The organism is Pseudomonas sp. CFBP 5748, from assembly GCF_053850495.1.
Genome location: NZ_JBSPTN010000012.1, coordinates 11,929 through 28,393, shown reverse-complemented (window position 1 = coordinate 28,393; position 16,465 = coordinate 11,929). Strand labels below are relative to the sequence as shown.

The window sequence follows — 16,465 nt, the reverse complement described above, 5'->3', positions numbered from 1 at the left end:
CCGGCAGCCTAATGGGTTGGTCAGTATTTGTCAGTGCATGAGACTTCGATGATGCGTTTTTGCTGCCTGTGGGTTATCGGCTGTTTATGGCTTCCCTTGATGGCGTGGGCCGCGCCCGCGCCATCGGCGCATGGGGTGCAATTGAATGCGGAGCAGCGCGAGTGGCTTGCGCAACATCCGCAATTGCGGGTCGGCCTGGTATTGCAGGCGCCCTATGCGCAATACGACCGGCGCTTGCAGCGTTTGTCGGGCACCAACGTCGAGCTGATGCAGTGGCTGGGCAAGGCGTTGAATGTCGAGCTGACCTGGCGCAACTTCCAGGACTTGGGGCAACTGGAAACCGCACTGCGCGACGGTGAGGTGGATATCGCGCCGGGCCTGAACCAGACGCCGGGCGGGCTCAGGCTCTGGCAGTTTTCCGACCCTTACATGCGCGTGCCGCAACTGATCGTCGGCGAGCAGAAGGGCGCCGAGGGCGTGGAGCTGGAAAAGCTCGATGCCCAGACCCGTGTTGCGGTGCGCATGCCCAGTGCCACGGCCGATTATCTGCGTGGCAATTACCCGACGCTGAATCTGCAGGGCGTGCCGCTGGAGCGCCAGGCCCTGCAATTGCTGCTGAGCCAGCAGGCTCGTTACGCCGTGGTCGACGAGGCGCAGCTGGGACGGTTGATGGTCGAGCCCGAGTTTTCCGGGTTGGTGGTGGTGGGCGACATTGGTCTGCCGCAACTGCTACGGGTCGCCACGCGCCGGGACTGGCCACAGCTGGCTGAAATCGTCGACGCCGGTTTACAGGCGATTCCGGCCAAGGAGCTGGAGCAACTGCACAGTCGCTGGCTCAAGCCCAAATATCCGCGCCTGACCGAGACCCCGGGTTTCTGGCAAAACCTGACCCTGTTGATGTTGGCCTTGCTATTGAGCAGCGTGTCCATCGTGTTCTGGCAGCGCCGCCAGCAACGGGCGCTGGAGCGTCGCCTGCGTTCCGCGCGTGAAGACATCGCCCAGCGCGCGGCCAGTGAAGAGGCTTTGCGCCTGACGCAGTTTTCCATTGATCAGAGCACCGTTGGCATTCTCTGGGTTAACTGGGACAGCCACGTGCGCTATGCCAACCGCGCTGCCGAAACCATGCTGGGGTATGAACCGGGGGCCATCATTGAACGGCCCTTGATCGATTTCGAGCCGGGTCTGCACATGGACCGTTGGCTGAACCTGTGGAAGCGCGCCAGGGCCAGTGAAGACGGACCGCAGAGTTTCGAAACCGAATGCGTGCGGGCCGATGGAAGCATCCTGCCGGCCGACGTCTCCCTGAGCTTCCTGCGTTTTCGCGACGCCGAATACCTGGTGGTTTACCTCAATGATGTGACCGAGCGCCGTCGTGCGCTGGCGGCGTTGCGCGAGAGCGAAGCGCGCTTGCAAGGCATCGCCGCCAACGTGCCGGGCCTGGTCTTTCGCCTGGAGCGGGCGCCGGTGACCGGCCAGATCGACTTTGCCTACATCAGCGAAGGCAGCGAAAGCCTGGTGGGGTATTCCCCGGCGACGCTGGCGCGCAGCGACACTGGCTTGCGCAGCCTGGTGCATCCGGACGACAAGGCCAGTTACCACCGCACCCAGGACCAGGCGCTGGACAGCGACAGTGACTGGTCGTGGCAAGGCCGCATCCTGACCCGCGAAGGCCGGGAGCGTTGGGCCGAGATCAAGGCGATAACCCGTCGTCTTGAAGATGGCGCTTATGTCTGGGACGGCATCGTCTGGGATATCACCGAAAGCAAGCGTATTGAACTGGAACTGGCCAGTTCCCGGGAGCAGCTGCGCGAGTTGTCGGCGCACTTGGAAAGCGTGCGGGAAGAGGAAAAGGCGCGCATTGCCCGGGAAGTCCATGACGAGCTGGGCCAAATGCTGACGGTGTTGAAGCTGGAAACGTCCATGTGTGAACTGGCCTACGCGCAACTGGACCCTGGCCTGCATGAACGCCTCAACAGCATGAAGCGCCTGATCGCCCAGTTGTTCCAGTTGGTGCGGGACGTGGCGACGGCGCTGCGTCCGCCGATCCTCGATGCCGGTATCGCCTCGGCCATCGAATGGCAGGCCCGGCGCTTTGAAGCGCGTACACAGATCCCGTGCCTGGTGCAGGTGCCGGACAATCTGCCGCCCTTGAGTGACGCCAAGGCCATCGGCCTGTTCCGGATCCTCCAGGAAGCACTGACCAATGTGATGCGTCATGCCCAGGCGCATACTGTGGAACTGACGCTGGTTCAGGAAGGCGACGAATTGTGTCTGACAGTCAGCGATGACGGTGTAGGCTTTATTGCCAGTACGGGGCGGCCAACGTCCTTTGGCCTGGTCGGCATGCGTGAGCGGGTGTTGATCATGGGCGGGCAATTGTCCCTGGAAAGCGAGCCAGGGGAGGGTACGACCCTGTCGGTGCGGGTACCGTTGAATGAGGCTTGATGGCTTGCTGTTGCCTGGGCTGGCGCTATCGCGAGCAGGTTCGCTCCCACATTGATTGAGGCCTGCACAAACCCTGTGGGAGCAAGTTTGCTCGCGATGAGATCCTGAATCTGGAGAAGAATGTGATCCGTGTACTGGTAGCCGAAGACCACACCATCGTCCGCGAAGGCATCAAGCAGTTGATCGGCCTGGCGAAGGACTTGCTGGTGGTGGGGGAGGCGAGCAACGGCGAACAGTTGCTCGAAACCCTGCGGCATGTGCCGTGCGAAGTGGTGCTGCTGGATATTTCCATGCCGGGGGTCAATGGCCTGGAGGCGATCCCGCGGATCCGTGCATTGAACAATCCACCCGCCATTCTGGTGTTGTCGATGCACGACGAGGCGCAAATGGCCGCCCGTGCCCTGAAGGTCGGCGCCGCTGGCTATGCGACCAAGGACAGCGACCCGGCCTTGCTGCTCATGGCGATTCGCAAGGTCGCGGCCGGCGGGCGTTACATCGATCCTGACCTGGCCGACCGCATGGTCTTCGAAGTCGGCCTGACCGACACCCGTCCGCTGCACTCGCTGCTGTCCGAGCGCGAGTTCTCGGTCTTCGAGCGCCTGGCCCAAGGCGCCAACGTCAACGACATCGCCCAGCAACTGGCCCTGAGCAGCAAGACCATCAGCACCCACAAGGCGCGGCTGATGCAGAAGCTCAACATCACCTCATTGGCGGAACTGGTGAAGTACGCGATGGAGCACAAGCTGCTCTAAGCCCTTGTGGGAGCGAGCTTGCCCGCGATGGCGTCGGACCATTCAGCATCGATGTTGGCTGACACACCGCTATCGCGAGCAAGCTCGCTCCCACAGGGGATAGTGTCGACATACCTATTTGCGACACGCCCCAACACCGCTTTTACCCAACACTTGCAGTTCGCCGCTTCAAACTCGCCGCTGCCCTTATCCAATCCCGCCATCGCTGTAGGGCAATCCCTACCCCGACTCTTCCATCCGGCTGAGGCGATTCTCTCCTGCGCCCCGATTTGCGCAGGCCCCAGGGTCCACTAGGCTTGATTCACAAGCAGTCATCAATACAAAAAGGTGCGGGTATGAGCCAGGTCGATTCAAGCGCGGGGGCCAGTGATGTGCTGGTCAGCTTTCGTGGTGTGCAAAAGAGCTACGACGGCGAGAACCTGATCGTCAAAGACCTCAACCTGGATATTCGCAAAGGCGAATTCCTGACCCTGCTCGGGCCGTCAGGTTCCGGCAAGACCACCAGCCTGATGATGCTCGCCGGGTTTGAAACCCCTACCGCCGGTGAGATCCAACTGGCCGGGCGCGCCATCAACAACGTGCCACCTCACAAGCGCGACATCGGCATGGTGTTCCAGAACTATGCCTTGTTCCCGCACATGACCGTCGCCGAGAACCTGGCGTTCCCGCTGACCGTGCGCGGCCTGAACAAGAGCGACGTGGGCGACCGGGTCAAGCGCGTCTTGAGCATGGTCCAGTTGGACACTTTCGCCCAACGCTACCCGGCGCAATTGTCCGGCGGCCAACAACAGCGCGTGGCTTTGGCGCGTGCGCTGGTGTTCGAGCCGCAATTGGTGCTGATGGACGAACCCCTCGGCGCGCTGGACAAGCAATTGCGTGAACACATGCAGATGGAAATCAAACACCTGCACCAGCGCCTGGGCGTGACCGTGGTCTACGTGACCCACGACCAGGGCGAAGCCTTGACCATGTCCGACCGCGTGGCGGTGTTCCACCAGGGTGAGATCCAGCAGATCGCCCCGCCGCGCACGCTCTATGAAGAGCCGAAAAACACCTTCGTCGCCAACTTCATCGGCGAGAACAATCGTCTCAACGGCCGTCTGCACAGCCACACCGGTGACCGTTGCCTGGTGGAGCTGGGGCGCGGCGAGAAGGTCGAGGCGCTGGCGGTGAATGTTGGCAAGCCCGGCGAGCCGGTGACGCTGTCGATTCGCCCGGAGCGGGTGAGCCTCAACGGCGCAAGCGAACAATGTGTCAACCGCTTCTCAGGGAGGGTGGCGGAATTTATCTATCTGGGCGACCACGTCCGGGTTCGCCTGGAAGTCTGCGGCAAGAATGACTTCTTCGTGAAACAACCGATTGCCGAGCTCGATCCCGGGCTCGCCGTTGGGGACGTGGTTCCGCTTGGCTGGCAAGTCGAGCATGTGCGTGCGCTCGATCCCCTTCTAGAGGCGAATTGATCGCCCCAGCTGTACCAACACCAACCCTGCACGTGGAGAGAACAATAAATGTTGAGATCCCTTAAGTTCACCGCCCTGACTCTGGGCATGATGGGTGCGGCAAGCGCAATGGCGGCGGGCCCGGACCTGACCGTGGTGTCTTTCGGCGGGGCGAACAAGGCGGCGCAGGTCAAAGCCTTCTACGCACCGTGGGAAGCGGCCGGCAACGGCAAGATCGTGGCTGGCGAGTACAACGGCGAAATGGCCAAGGTCAAGGCCATGGTCGACACCAAGAGCGTTTCGTGGGACCTGGTGGAAGTCGAGTCCCCGGAATTGTCCCGTGGTTGTGATGAAGACATGTTCGAGCAACTGGACCCAGCGCTGTTCGGCAAGGCCGAAGACTACGTCAAGGGCGCCATCCAGCCGTGCGGTGTCGGTTTCTTCGTGTGGTCGACCGTGCTGGCCTACAACGCCGACAAACTGAAAACCGCGCCGACCAGTTGGGCGGACTTCTGGGACACCAAGCAATTTCCGGGCAAGCGCGGTCTGCGCAAGGGCGCCAAGTACACCCTGGAATTCGCCTTGATGGCCGACGGCGTGGCGCCGAAAGACGTCTACAAAGTGCTGGCCGGCAAAGACGGTCAGGATCGTGCCTTCAAGAAACTCGACGAACTCAAGCCGAACATCCAGTGGTGGGAGGCCGGCGCCCAGCCGCCGCAGTACCTGGCCTCCGGTGACGTGGTCATGAGCTCGGCCTACAACGGCCGGATCGCTGCGGTCCAGAAAGAAAGCAACCTGAAAGTGGTGTGGAACGGCGGCATCTACGACTTCGACGCTTGGGCCATTCCGCGCGGCCTGGACAAGACCCGCGCAGAAGCGGCGAAGAAATTCATCGCCTTCTCCGTAGCACCGCAGCAGCAGAAGACCTACTCGGAAAACATCGCGTACGGCCCGGCCAACACCCAGGCAGTCCCGTTGCTGGCCAAGGATGTCCTGACCAACATGCCGACCACCCCGGAAAACATCGCCAACCAGGTGCAGATCGACGTCAGCTTCTGGGCTGACAACGGTGAGCAACTGGAGCAGCGCTTCAATTCCTGGGCGGCCAAGTAACCCGACGGTCTGAAACCGGATGAGATCCATGTGGGAGCGAGCTTGCTCGCGATAGCGGTCTGTCAGGCACCTCAGTATTGAATGTGCCGCAGCCATCGCGAGCAAGCTCGCTCCCACAGGTTCCTGCATCAACTCGGGTGTTTCAAAAGAACAGAGGCGGCACGCCGCCCCTGTAACGATCAAAAAGATTTGCGGAGTTCGCCATGGCCATCGCCGTTCCACTGAACGCGGGCACCAGCCCCACCCTGAAGCAGCGGCTCAAGCGCGCCGAGCGGGTCAACCGCTGGAAGGCCCAGGCCTTGATCGCGCCGCTGGTACTGTTTCTGTTGCTGGTGTTCCTGGTGCCGATCGTGGCGCTGCTGTTCAAAAGCGTCAGCAACCCGGAAGTCGTCAGCGCCATGCCGCGCACCGTGGCGGCGGTCGCTACGTGGGACGGGCGTGGGTTGCCGGGTGAGCCGGTGTACAAGGCAGCCAGTGAAGACCTGGCCGAAGCCCGCAAGAATCAGACCCTGGGCGATCTGTCCAAGCGCCTGAACATGGAACTGGCCGGCTATCGTAGCCTGCTGACCAAGACCGCTCGAGCGCTGCCGTTTGCCACCGAGCCGGCCTCCTATAAAGAAGCGTTGGAAAACCTCGACGAGCGCTGGGGCGATCCCGCGTACTGGCAGGTGATCCGTCGCAACACCAGCGACGTCACCCCGTATTACTTGCTGGCGGCCGTCGATCATCGAATCGACGACCTCGGCGAACTGGCCCCAGCCACTCCCGACCAGGCGATCTACCTCGACATTTTCACTCGCACGTTCTGGATGGGCCTGGTGATCACCGCGATTTGCCTGGTGCTCGCTTATCCGTTGGCCTACCTGCTGGCGAACCTGCCATCGCGCCAGAGCAACCTGCTGATGATCCTGGTGCTGCTGCCATTCTGGACTTCGATCCTGGTGCGGGTTGCCGCATGGATCGTGCTGCTGCAGTCGGGCGGCCTGATCAACAGCGGCCTGATGGCCATGGGCATTATCGATAAACCCCTGGAGCTGGTGTTCAACCGCACCGGTGTCTACATCTCCATGGTCCATATCCTGCTGCCGTTCATGATCCTGCCGATCTACAGCGTGATGAAGGGCATCTCGCCAACCTACATGCGTGCGGCGATTTCCCTGGGCTGCCATCCGTTCGCCAGTTTCTGGCGGGTGTATTTCCCGCAGACCTATGCCGGTGTCGGCGCTGGCTGCCTGTTGGTGTTCATCCTTGCCATCGGCTACTACATCACCCCGGCGCTGCTGGGCAGCCCGAACGATCAGATGGTCAGCTACTTCGTCGCGTTCTACACCAACACCAGTATCAACTGGGGCATGGCCACGGCGCTCGGCGGGCTGCTGTTGCTGGCGACCATCGTGCTTTATCTGATTTACAGCTGGCTGGTGGGCGCCAGTCGCCTGCGCCTGAGCTAAGGGGAGATCGAAATGCTGAGTCCTTACATGTCCCCCGTTGAACGGGTGTGGTTCTACAGCTTGCGCATACTCTGCGGGCTGATCCTGTTGTTCCTGATCCTGCCGGTACTGGTGATCATTCCGCTGTCGTTCAACTCCGGCAGCTTCCTGGTGTACCCGCTGCAAGGTTTCTCTCTGCAGTGGTACCACGATTTCTTCGCCTCGGCCGAATGGATGCGGGCGCTGAAAAACAGCATTATCGTGGCCCCGGCAGCGACCTTGCTGGCGATGATTTTCGGCACGCTGGCGGCCATCGGCCTGACCCGGGGTGACTTCCCGGGCAAGGCGCTGGTGATGGCCCTGGTGATTTCGCCCATGGTGGTGCCGGTGGTGATCATCGGTGTGGCCAGCTACCTGTTCTTCGCGCCGCTGGGGATGGGCAACAGCTTCCTCTCGCTGATTGTGGTCCACGCCGTGCTGGGCGTGCCGTTCGTGATCATCACGGTGTCGGCGACCTTGCAGGGGTTCAACCACAACCTGGTTCGGGCCGCCGCCAGTCTTGGGGCTTCGCCATTGACCGCGTTTCGTCGGGTGACCCTGCCGTTGATCGCCCCCGGTGTGATCTCCGGCGCGTTGTTCGCCTTCGCGACATCGTTCGATGAAGTGGTGGTGACTTTGTTTCTGGCAGGTCCCGAGCAGGCGACCCTGCCACGGCAGATGTTCAGCGGTATCCGCGAAAACCTCAGCCCGACCATCGCCGCCGCGGCGACGCTGTTGATTGCCTTCTCGGTGATCCTGCTGCTGACCCTGGAGTGGTTGCGTGGGCGCAGCGAGAAACTGCGTACTACTCAAGTCTGAGGCCCAATGTAAAACCATTGTGGGAGCGGGCTTGCTCGCGAAAGCGGTGTATCAGTCGACATATCTAATGATTGTTGCGCCGCATTCGCGAGCAAGCCCGCTCCTACAGTGGATTTGCGATGGATTCATGAGCTGAATAGCAGACAACCCGCAATACCGAGCTATCCTTGTGCCAGCCCATACTCGAATAAGAGGCCGCGCACATGAGTCTTTCCTCATTCAAGATCGCCCACAAACTGATCACCGGTGCCGCTGCCATCGAGCAACTGGCGGCCGAGCTGACGCGGCTGGACGTCGACAACCCGCTGATCGTGACTGACGCCGCGCTGGTCAAGTCCGGTACCGTGGAGCTGGCCTTGCAACACCTGGGCGGGCGCGACTACGAAATTTTCGACCGGGTCATGCCGGACCCGGAAATCGCCATCGTCGAAGACTGCATGCAGGCCTACCGAGACGGCGGCCATGATGGCCTGATCGGCCTGGGTGGCGGCAGTGCCATCGACATCGCCAAATGCGTGGGGGTCTACGCCGGTTACCACGGCGAGTTGCAGGATATGTTCGGGGTCGACCAGGTACCGCGCAAAGGCGCCCCCATGATCGCCATCCCCACCACAGCCGGGACCGGCTCGGAAGTCACCAATGTGGCGATCCTCTCCGACAAGGCCGCGCAGTTGAAGAAAGGCATCGTCAGCGATTTTCTGCTGCCGGATGTGGCGCTGGTCAGTCCGCAGATGACCCTCACTTGCCCGCGCAGCGTAACGGCGGCCAGTGGCGTCGATGCGTTGGTGCACGCCATCGAGGCCTACCTGTCGCTCAATGCTTCGCCGATTACCGATGCCCTGGCCATCGGCGCAATCAAGCTGATCACTCGCGCCTTGCCCAAGGCCTACGCCAACCCCGCCCACCTGCAAGCCCGCGAGGATATGGCCACCGCCAGCCTGATGGCCGGCATGGCGTTTGGTAACGCCGGGGTCGGGGCAGTGCATGCGCTGGCCTATCCCTTGGGCGGGCGTTTTCACGTCTCCCATGGCGTCGCCAACGCCTTGTTGCTGCCGTATGTCATGGCGTGGAACAAGATGGCCTGCGTCGAGCGCATGCGCGATATTGCCGAAGCCATGGGTATCAAGACCGCGCACCTGAGTGACCTGGAGGCTGCCGACGAAGCCGTGGAGGCGATGACCGCGCTGTGTGCTGCCGTGGAAATACCCAAGGGCCTGAGCGGTCTGGGCGTGACCGAGGACGTGATTCCCTCGATGGCGGTAGAAGCCGCGGGAATAGAGCGGCTGATGCGCAATAATCCGCGCCAACTGAGCGCCGGTGATATCGAGGAGATCTACCGCGCGGCGTATTGATCGACTGTCACGGTGGGCGCGCCAAATCTTGAGGTATACAATGCGCGCCATCGTGATTTCGCTCAAAACAGGTGCGTCATGCAGCCCTTCGTTATTGCTCCGTCGATTCTCTCCGCCGATTTCGCCCGCCTGGGCGAGGAAGTGGACAACGTTCTGGCCGCCGGCGCCGACTTCGTGCACTTCGATGTCATGGACAACCATTATGTACCCAACCTGACCATCGGCCCGATGGTCTGCGCGGCGTTGCGCAAGTACGGCGTCACCGCGCCGATCGACGCGCACCTGATGGTCAGCCCGGTGGACCGCATCGTTGGTGACTTCATCGAGGCCGGTGCCACCTATATCACCTTCCACCCTGAAGCCTCGCTGCACGTCGACCGCTCCTTGCAGTTGATCCGCGAAGGCGGTTGCAAGTCCGGCCTGGTGTTCAACCCGGCGACACCGTTGGACGTGCTCGAGTACGTGATGGACAAGGTCGACATGATCCTGCTGATGAGTGTCAACCCGGGTTTCGGTGGGCAGAAATTCATTCCTGGCACCCTCGATAAGCTGCGCAAGGCCCGCGCGCTGATCGATGCGTCGGGCCGTGACATCCGCCTGGAAATCGACGGTGGCGTGAATGTGAACAACATCCGCGAAATCGCCGCCGCGGGTGCCGACACTTTCGTTGCCGGCTCGGCGATCTTCAATGCACCGGACTACAAAGAGGTCATTGAAAAGATGCGCGCCGAATTGGCTCTGGCCCGTCCATGAGCGGTTTCGAGCAGTTGTTCCCCGGCAGCCTGCCGCGTCTGGTGATGTTCGACCTCGATGGCACTCTGGTCGATTCGGTTCCAGACCTCGCTGTCGCCGTGGACCACATGCTGCTCAAGCTCGACCGCCCGCCCGCCGGCCTCGACGCTGTGCGTCAATGGGTCGGCAATGGCGCGCCCATGCTGGTGCGCCGGGCCCTGGCCAACCACATCGATGCCCAGGGTGTCGATGAGGCCGAGGCCGAGCGGGCGCTGGAGCTGTTCAACGAAGCTTACGAGGGCAATCACGAACTGACGGTGGTCTACCCCGGCGTGCGCTCGACCCTCAAATGGCTGAAAAAGCAGGGCGTGGAAATGGCGCTGATCACCAACAAGCCGGAGCGCTTCGTCGCGCCGTTGCTGGATCAGATGAAAATCGGCCGTTATTTCCGCTGGATCATCGGCGGCGACACCTTGCCGCAGAAAAAGCCTGACCCGGCCGCACTGTTCTTCGTGATGAAAATGGCCAACATCCCGGCCTCCCAATCGTTGTTCGTCGGCGACTCGCGCAGTGATGTGCTGGCGGCGAAAGCGGCTGGGGTCAAATGTGTGGCGCTGAGTTACGGCTATAACCATGGTCGGCCGATCGCCGAAGAGTTTCCCACGCTGGTGATCGACGATTTGCGTCTGTTAATTCCCGGTTGCCTGGACCCGGCCGCTGAGATAACGTTGCCCGACGCTGTTCAATCCTCTTCTGGAAACGCCATCGTGGTGGTCACTCGCAAACTCTGGATGAAAGTCATCAAGGCCCTGGCCCGCTGGCGTTGGCGCGCCTGACGTGATCCTGGCCGGTTATCCGGCGCGTTTGCATACCTGACTGTCAGCTTCTCTTGCCACGAGGCACCCCATGATCCGTGAAGAATTCCTGCGTCTAGCCGCTGCCGGCTACAACCGCATCCCGCTTGCCTGCGAAACCCTGGCCGACTTCGACACGCCACTGTCGATCTACTTGAAACTGGCCGACCAGCCCAACTCCTACCTGCTCGAATCGGTACAGGGCGGCGAGAAATGGGGCCGTTACTCCATCATCGGCCTGCCGTGCCGTACCGTGCTACGGGTTCATGACCATCGCATCAGCGTGACCCACGACGGCGTCGAGATCGAAAGCCTGGACGTTGAAGACCCGCTGGCGTTCGTCGAAACCTTCAAGGCCCGTTACAACGTGCCGACCATCCCTGGCCTGCCACGTTTCAACGGTGGCCTGGTGGGGTATTTCGGCTACGACTGCGTGCGCTACGTGGAAAAACGCCTGGGCACCTGTCCGAACCCCGATCCACTGGGCGTTCCGGACATTTTGCTGATGGTGTCCGACGCCGTTGTCGTCTTCGACAACCTCGCGGGAAAGATGCACGCCATTGTCCTGGCTGACCCGTCCCAGGAGGACGCCTACGAGCAAGGCCAACAAAGCCTGCAGGCACTGTTGGAAAAACTCCGTCAGCCGATCACGCCACGCCCCGGCCTGGATTTCAGCAAACAGTCGGCAGCCGACCCGGTGTTCCGCTCCAGTTTCACCCAGGACGATTACGAAAGAGCCGTCGATACCATCAAGGAATACATCCTGGCTGGCGACTGCATGCAGGTAGTGCCGTCGCAACGGATGTCCATCGACTTCAAGGCGGCGCCCATTGACCTGTACCGGGCACTGCGCTGCTTCAACCCGACGCCTTATATGTACTTCTTCAACTTTGGCGACTTCCACGTCGTGGGCAGCTCGCCGGAAGTACTGGTACGGGTCGAAGACAACCTGATCACCGTGCGCCCGATTGCTGGTACTCGTCCCCGTGGCGCCACGGAGGAGGCTGACCGGGCGCTGGAAGAGGACCTGCTGTCTGACGACAAGGAAATCGCCGAGCACCTGATGCTGATCGACCTGGGGCGCAACGACACCGGGCGCGTCTCGGAAGTTGGTTCGGTGAAGCTCACCGAGAAGATGGTCATCGAGCGCTATTCCAACGTGATGCACATCGTCTCCAATGTCACCGGCCAGTTGAAAGCCGGGCTGACGGCGATGGACGCCTTGCGGGCGATCCTGCCGGCGGGCACCTTGTCCGGCGCGCCGAAAATCCGCGCGATGGAGATCATCGACGAACTGGAACCGGTCAAGCGTGGGGTGTACGGCGGGGCCGTGGGTTACTTCGCCTGGAACGGCAACATGGACACCGCCATTGCCATCCGTACCGCGGTGATCAAGAACGGTGAACTGCACGTCCAGGCCGGCGGCGGCATCGTCGCCGACTCGGTGCCAGCGTTGGAATGGGAAGAAACCCTGAACAAGCGTCGGGCGATGTTCCGCGCCGTGGCGTTGGCGGAGCAGACTTCAGGCGACTGAAGTCCTCCACAACAACCTGTGGCCAGGGGCTGTTTTGCTTCGAAGGCCGTATTTAAAGTCAGTGAATCCAAAGGTTGCTACGCCATGTTGCTGATGATCGATAATTACGACTCTTTTACCTACAACGTTGTGCAATACCTCGGGGAGTTGGGCTCCGAGGTCAAAGTCGTGCGCAACGACGAACTGACCATCGCTGAAATTGAAGCCCTCAAGCCTGAGCGCATCGTCGTCTCGCCGGGGCCTTGCACGCCGACCGAAGCGGGCATCTCCATCGAAGCCATCAAATATTTCGCCGGTAAACTGCCAATTCTGGGCGTTTGCCTGGGGCATCAGTCGATTGGCCAAGCGTTTGGTGGCGATGTGGTACGTGCCCGTCAAGTCATGCACGGTAAAACCAGCCCGGTGTTCCACGAGGACAAGGGCGTGTTCGAAGGGCTGAATCTTCCGCTGACCGTTACCCGCTACCACTCCTTGATCGTCAAGCGCGAAACCCTGCCCGACTGCCTGGAGATAACCGCCTGGACTCAGCTTGAAGACGGTTCGGTGGATGAGATCATGGGGTTGCGCCACAAGACGCTGAATATCGAGGGTGTGCAATTTCATCCCGAGTCTATTCTCACCGAGCAGGGCCACGAACTGTTCGCCAACTTCCTCAAACAAACCGGCGGCACGCGCTAAGGACTTTTTATGGATATCAAGACAGCCCTGAGCCGTATCGTCGGCCATCTCGACCTGAGCACTGACGAGATGCGCGACGTGATGCGCGAAATCATGACCGGACAATGCACGGATGCGCAGATTGGCGCTTTCATGATGGCCATGCGCATGAAGAGCGAAAGCATCGATGAAATCGTCGGTGCGGTTTCGGCGATGCGCGAGCTGGCGGACAAGGTCGAGCTCAAGACCCTGGACGGCGTGGTGGATGTGGTCGGGACCGGCGGTGATGGCGCCAATATTTTCAACGTTTCCACCGCGTCGGCGTTCGTGGTCGCGGCGGCCGGCTGCACCGTTGCCAAACACGGCAATCGCGCAGTTTCCGGCAAGAGCGGCAGTGCCGACTTGCTGGAGGCGGCCGGCATCTACTTGAACCTGACCCCGGTCCAGGTAGCACGCTGCATTGATAATGTCGGCATCGGGTTCATGTTTGCCCAGACCCATCACAGTGCCATGAAGCACGCTGCGGCACCGCGTCGTGAGTTGGGCCTGCGTACGATGTTCAACATGCTCGGCCCGCTTACGAATCCGGCTGGCGTGAAACATCAGGTGGTGGGCGTGTTCAGCCAGGCGCTGTGCCGGCCGTTGGCAGAAGTCCTGCAACGTCTGGGCAGCAAGCACGTGCTGGTGGTCCACTCGAAGGACGGCTTGGATGAGTTCAGTCTGGCGGCACCCACATTCGTGGCTGAATTAAAAAATGATCAGATCAGCGAGTATTGGGTCGAACCAGAAGACCTGGGCATGAAAAGCCAGAGCCTGCACGGCCTGGCGGTTGACAGTCCGGCCCAGTCGCTGGAACTGATTCGCGATGCCTTGGGTCGCCGCAAGACCGAGAATGGCCAGAAAGCCGCTGAGATGATCGTGCTCAATGCCGGCGCTGCGTTGTACGCCGCCGACCACGCCAGCAGCCTCAAGCAAGGCGTGGAACTGGCCCATGATGCGTTGCACACTGGCTTGGCCAGGGAAAAACTCGAAGAGTTGGGTGCATTTACCGCCGTATTCAAAGTGGAGAACGAAGGATGAGCGTGCCAACGGTCCTGGAAAAAATTCTGGCTCGCAAGGCTGAGGAAGTGGCCGAGCGCAGCGCTCGAGTCAGTCTGACGGAGCTGGAGAACCTCGCGCGTTCAGCGGATGCGCCCCGCGGCTTTGCCAAGGCGCTGATCGATCAGGCGAAGAAAAAACAGCCGGCGGTGATTGCCGAAATCAAAAAGGCCTCCCCCAGCAAAGGTGTGATTCGTGAGCACTTCGTGCCGGCCGACATCGCCAAAAGCTACGAGAAGGGTGGGGCGACCTGCCTCTCGGTGCTGACCGACATCGACTTTTTCCAAGGCGCCGACGACTACCTCAAGCAGGCGCGGGCGGCGTGCAAGCTGCCGGTGATCCGCAAGGATTTCATGATCGACCCGTATCAGATCATTGAGGCCCGCGCCCTCGGTGCCGATTGCGTGTTGTTGATCGTTTCCGCCCTCGACGACGTGAAAATGGCCGAGCTGGCGGCAGTCGCCAAAGGCGTGGGCCTGGACGTATTGGTGGAAGTCCATGACGGCGACGAGTTGGAGCGGGCCTTGAAAACCCTGGATACCCCACTGGTCGGTGTGAACAACCGCAATCTGCACACCTTCGAAGTCAACCTGGAAACCACCCTGGACCTGCTGCCGCGGATCCCGCGTGATCGCCTGGTCATCACCGAAAGTGGCATCCTCAACCGGGCCGATGTCGAGCTGATGGAAGTCAGCGACGTGTACTCATTCCTGGTGGGCGAAGCGTTCATGCGAGCCGAAAGCCCGGGCACGGAACTGCAACGATTGTTCTTTCCTGAACGTGGCCTCCCGGTAAGCGGTTCGACACTGGACTGATTAAATGCCGCCCGTGATTGCCCTGACCGTCGAAGCCGGCCTGCAAGCCGAACAGGATCTGCTGGCTAGCATCTGTGCGGGTGAGGCTGAATTCGGCTTGTTGTTCTGGCAGCCCAATGACCGTGCGCTGGTCATGCCACGCCGCTTAAGTCGCTTGCCGGGGTTCGAATACGCCTGTGAGGTCTCGGCCGCCAATGGCTGGCCGGTGCTGCTGCGCGAAACAGGCGGCGAACCGGTGCCGCAGTCCGCCGCCACGGTCAATATCGCCCTGGTCTACGCACCACCGCGCAGCGAAGGCGATCATGGACGGATTGAAACCGCGTATCGCCGGTTGTGTGATCCCATCTGTCAGTTGCTGGATGAGTTGGGCGGAGTCGCTTCGTTGGGGGAGGTGGAGGGCGCGTTTTGCGACGGGCGGTTCAACGTCAATCTCGACGGCCGGAAAATGGTCGGCACCGCCCAGCGCTGGCGCCAGAGCAAGGGCGGTCAACGCCCGGTGGGCCTGGTACATGGCGCGCTGTTACTGGAGAACGAGCGCGAATCCATGGTGGCTGCGGTCAATCGTTTCAATGAGGCCTGTGGTCTGGAGCAGCGCGTGCGGGCCGAGAGCCACATCGCCTTGCATGAAAAATTCCCGGCCCCGCACGCGCTGGTGCGGCTCGAGACGTTGTACCGGCAATTGCTGACCACGTTACCTGGGGCCTAACGCGTTCCGAACACCACCATGGTCTTGCCTTTGACGCTGACCAGGTTGCGCTCCTCCAGGTCCTTGAGCACCCGACCGACCATTTCCCGAGAGCAACCGACAATCCGGCCGATTTCCTGGCGGGTCACTTTGATTTGCATGCCGTCCGGGTGGGTCATGGCATCGGGTTGCTTGCACAGTTCCAGCAGGCAGCGGGCGACGCGACCGGTCACGTCGAAGAAGGCCAGGTCGCCCACCTTGCGTGTGGTGTTGCGCAGGCGCTGTGCGATTTGTCCGCTGAGGACGTAAAGAATGTCCGGGTCTTGCACAGACAGTTCCCGGAATTTGCTGTAGCTGATTTCCGCTACCTCACATTCGATCTTGGCGCGTACCCAGGCACTGCGTACTTGCTCTTTGCCGGCCTGCTCGAACAACCCCAGTTCGCCAAAAAAATCCCCCGAATTGAGATAGGCGATGATCATTTCCCGCCCATCGTCATCCTCGATCAGGATAGTGACCGATCCCTTGATGATGAAGAACAGCGCGTCTGAGCGATCGCCTGCGCAAATGATATTGTGCTTGGCGGGATAGCGACGACGCTGACAATGCATCAGGAGCTTGTCGAGATTCTTGATCTTGAGCGTGGGAGTAATGGCAACCATGGTTGTATCCCGAAAGACTGCGCGGTGTGGTGGTTTGGT

General features: G+C 61.1%; 15 protein-coding genes. 14 read left to right on the top strand and 1 reads right to left on the bottom strand.

Annotation, left to right across the window (positions count from 1 at the left end; all coding sequences use genetic code 11):
* Positions 1 to 48 precede the first annotated feature (48 nt).
* The 14 genes from ACWNZ1_RS23315 (at position 49) to ACWNZ1_RS23250 (ending at position 15,785) form a co-directional block, all read left to right on the top strand.
* Complete coding sequence (locus ACWNZ1_RS23315) at positions 49 to 2,445, top strand: PAS domain-containing sensor histidine kinase (RefSeq protein WP_135847456.1); 2,397 nt, start codon at positions 49 to 51, stop codon at positions 2,443 to 2,445.
* 122 nt (positions 2,446 to 2,567) lie between these two features.
* Entirely contained in the window at positions 2,568 to 3,197 is a 630-nt protein-coding gene (locus ACWNZ1_RS23310) for a response regulator (RefSeq protein WP_003177702.1), read from the top strand.
* Between the two features lie 335 nt (positions 3,198 to 3,532).
* The gene (locus tag ACWNZ1_RS23305; RefSeq protein ID WP_135847455.1) at positions 3,533 to 4,657 is read left to right on the top strand and encodes an ABC transporter ATP-binding protein; all 1,125 of its coding nucleotides are present in this window, start codon (positions 3,533 to 3,535) and stop codon (positions 4,655 to 4,657) included.
* A 48-nt stretch (positions 4,658 to 4,705) separates the two neighbouring features.
* Positions 4,706 to 5,749: an ABC transporter substrate-binding protein gene (locus ACWNZ1_RS23300; protein ID WP_014340502.1), complete on the top strand. Its 1,044-nt coding sequence runs from the start codon at positions 4,706 to 4,708 to the stop codon at positions 5,747 to 5,749.
* 203 nt (positions 5,750 to 5,952) lie between these two features.
* The gene (locus ACWNZ1_RS23295; protein WP_135847454.1) at positions 5,953 to 7,200 is read left to right on the top strand and encodes an ABC transporter permease; all 1,248 of its coding nucleotides are present in this window, start codon (positions 5,953 to 5,955) and stop codon (positions 7,198 to 7,200) included.
* 12 nt (positions 7,201 to 7,212) lie between these two features.
* Positions 7,213 to 8,037: an ABC transporter permease gene (locus ACWNZ1_RS23290; RefSeq protein WP_135847453.1), complete on the top strand. Its 825-nt coding sequence runs from the start codon at positions 7,213 to 7,215 to the stop codon at positions 8,035 to 8,037.
* 203 nt (positions 8,038 to 8,240) lie between these two features.
* A complete protein-coding gene (locus ACWNZ1_RS23285) occupies positions 8,241 to 9,389 on the top strand; it encodes an iron-containing alcohol dehydrogenase (protein WP_135847452.1) in 1,149 nt (382 codons plus the stop codon).
* A gap of 78 nt (positions 9,390 to 9,467) precedes the next feature.
* Complete coding sequence (gene rpe / locus ACWNZ1_RS23280) at positions 9,468 to 10,142, top strand: ribulose-phosphate 3-epimerase (protein ID WP_256453845.1); 675 nt, start codon at positions 9,468 to 9,470, stop codon at positions 10,140 to 10,142.
* Positions 10,139 to 10,957: a phosphoglycolate phosphatase gene (locus ACWNZ1_RS23275; protein WP_135847450.1), complete on the top strand. Its 819-nt coding sequence runs from the start codon at positions 10,139 to 10,141 to the stop codon at positions 10,955 to 10,957. The genes rpe and ACWNZ1_RS23275 overlap by 4 nt, the downstream gene beginning before the upstream one ends.
* 70 nt (positions 10,958 to 11,027) lie before the next feature.
* Positions 11,028 to 12,509 carry an anthranilate synthase component I gene (gene trpE / locus ACWNZ1_RS23270; RefSeq protein ID WP_135847449.1) on the top strand — a complete coding sequence of 494 codons (1,482 nt, stop codon included), beginning with the start codon at positions 11,028 to 11,030 and terminating at the stop codon, positions 12,507 to 12,509.
* A gap of 84 nt (positions 12,510 to 12,593) precedes the next feature.
* Positions 12,594 to 13,187, top strand: coding sequence for an aminodeoxychorismate/anthranilate synthase component II (locus ACWNZ1_RS23265; protein WP_135847448.1), 594 nt, complete (start codon positions 12,594 to 12,596; stop codon positions 13,185 to 13,187).
* Positions 13,188 to 13,196: 9 nt separating this feature from the next.
* Positions 13,197 to 14,246 (top strand): anthranilate phosphoribosyltransferase, encoded by a 1,050-nt coding sequence (trpD, locus tag ACWNZ1_RS23260; protein ID WP_135847447.1) that lies wholly within the window; start codon positions 13,197 to 13,199, stop codon positions 14,244 to 14,246.
* The gene (gene trpC / locus ACWNZ1_RS23255) at positions 14,243 to 15,079 is read left to right on the top strand and encodes an indole-3-glycerol phosphate synthase TrpC (protein ID WP_256453843.1); all 837 of its coding nucleotides are present in this window, start codon (positions 14,243 to 14,245) and stop codon (positions 15,077 to 15,079) included. The genes trpD and trpC overlap by 4 nt, the downstream gene beginning before the upstream one ends.
* Positions 15,080 to 15,083: 4 nt before the next feature.
* On the top strand, positions 15,084 to 15,785 hold the full coding sequence (locus ACWNZ1_RS23250) for a lipoate--protein ligase family protein (protein WP_135847445.1): 702 nt from the start codon (positions 15,084 to 15,086) through the stop codon (positions 15,783 to 15,785).
* Here ACWNZ1_RS23250 and crp read toward each other — a convergent pair.
* The gene (gene crp / locus ACWNZ1_RS23245) at positions 15,782 to 16,426 is read right to left on the bottom strand and encodes a cAMP-activated global transcriptional regulator CRP (RefSeq protein ID WP_135847444.1); all 645 of its coding nucleotides are present in this window, start codon (positions 16,424 to 16,426) and stop codon (positions 15,782 to 15,784) included. The two genes, ACWNZ1_RS23250 and crp, sit on opposite strands and share 4 nt — an antisense overlap.
* Positions 16,427 to 16,465: the final 39 nt, after the last annotated feature.

Excerpts from the sequence above, each read along its gene's own strand:
- ACWNZ1_RS23305 (WP_135847455.1), top strand. The coding sequence starts at position 3,533 with ATGAGCCAGGTCGATTCAAGCGCGGGGGCCAGTGATGTGCTGGTCAGC.
- ACWNZ1_RS23250 (WP_135847445.1), top strand. The coding sequence starts at position 15,084 with ATGCCGCCCGTGATTGCCCTGACCGTCGAAGCCGGCCTGCAAGCCGAA.
- ACWNZ1_RS23290 (WP_135847453.1), top strand. The coding sequence starts at position 7,213 with ATGCTGAGTCCTTACATGTCCCCCGTTGAACGGGTGTGGTTCTACAGC.
- ACWNZ1_RS23275 (WP_135847450.1), top strand. The coding sequence starts at position 10,139 with ATGAGCGGTTTCGAGCAGTTGTTCCCCGGCAGCCTGCCGCGTCTGGTG.
- ACWNZ1_RS23300 (WP_014340502.1), top strand. The coding sequence starts at position 4,706 with ATGTTGAGATCCCTTAAGTTCACCGCCCTGACTCTGGGCATGATGGGT.
- ACWNZ1_RS23285 (WP_135847452.1), top strand. The coding sequence starts at position 8,241 with ATGAGTCTTTCCTCATTCAAGATCGCCCACAAACTGATCACCGGTGCC.
- ACWNZ1_RS23315 (WP_135847456.1), top strand. The coding sequence starts at position 49 with ATGATGCGTTTTTGCTGCCTGTGGGTTATCGGCTGTTTATGGCTTCCC.
- ACWNZ1_RS23265 (WP_135847448.1), top strand. The coding sequence starts at position 12,594 with ATGTTGCTGATGATCGATAATTACGACTCTTTTACCTACAACGTTGTG.
- trpC (WP_256453843.1), top strand. The coding sequence starts at position 14,243 with ATGAGCGTGCCAACGGTCCTGGAAAAAATTCTGGCTCGCAAGGCTGAG.
- trpE (WP_135847449.1), top strand. The coding sequence starts at position 11,028 with ATGATCCGTGAAGAATTCCTGCGTCTAGCCGCTGCCGGCTACAACCGC.
- ACWNZ1_RS23295 (WP_135847454.1), top strand. The coding sequence starts at position 5,953 with ATGGCCATCGCCGTTCCACTGAACGCGGGCACCAGCCCCACCCTGAAG.
- rpe (WP_256453845.1), top strand. The coding sequence starts at position 9,468 with ATGCAGCCCTTCGTTATTGCTCCGTCGATTCTCTCCGCCGATTTCGCC.
- trpD (WP_135847447.1), top strand. The coding sequence starts at position 13,197 with ATGGATATCAAGACAGCCCTGAGCCGTATCGTCGGCCATCTCGACCTG.
- crp (WP_135847444.1), bottom strand. The coding sequence starts at position 16,426 with ATGGTTGCCATTACTCCCACGCTCAAGATCAAGAATCTCGACAAGCTC.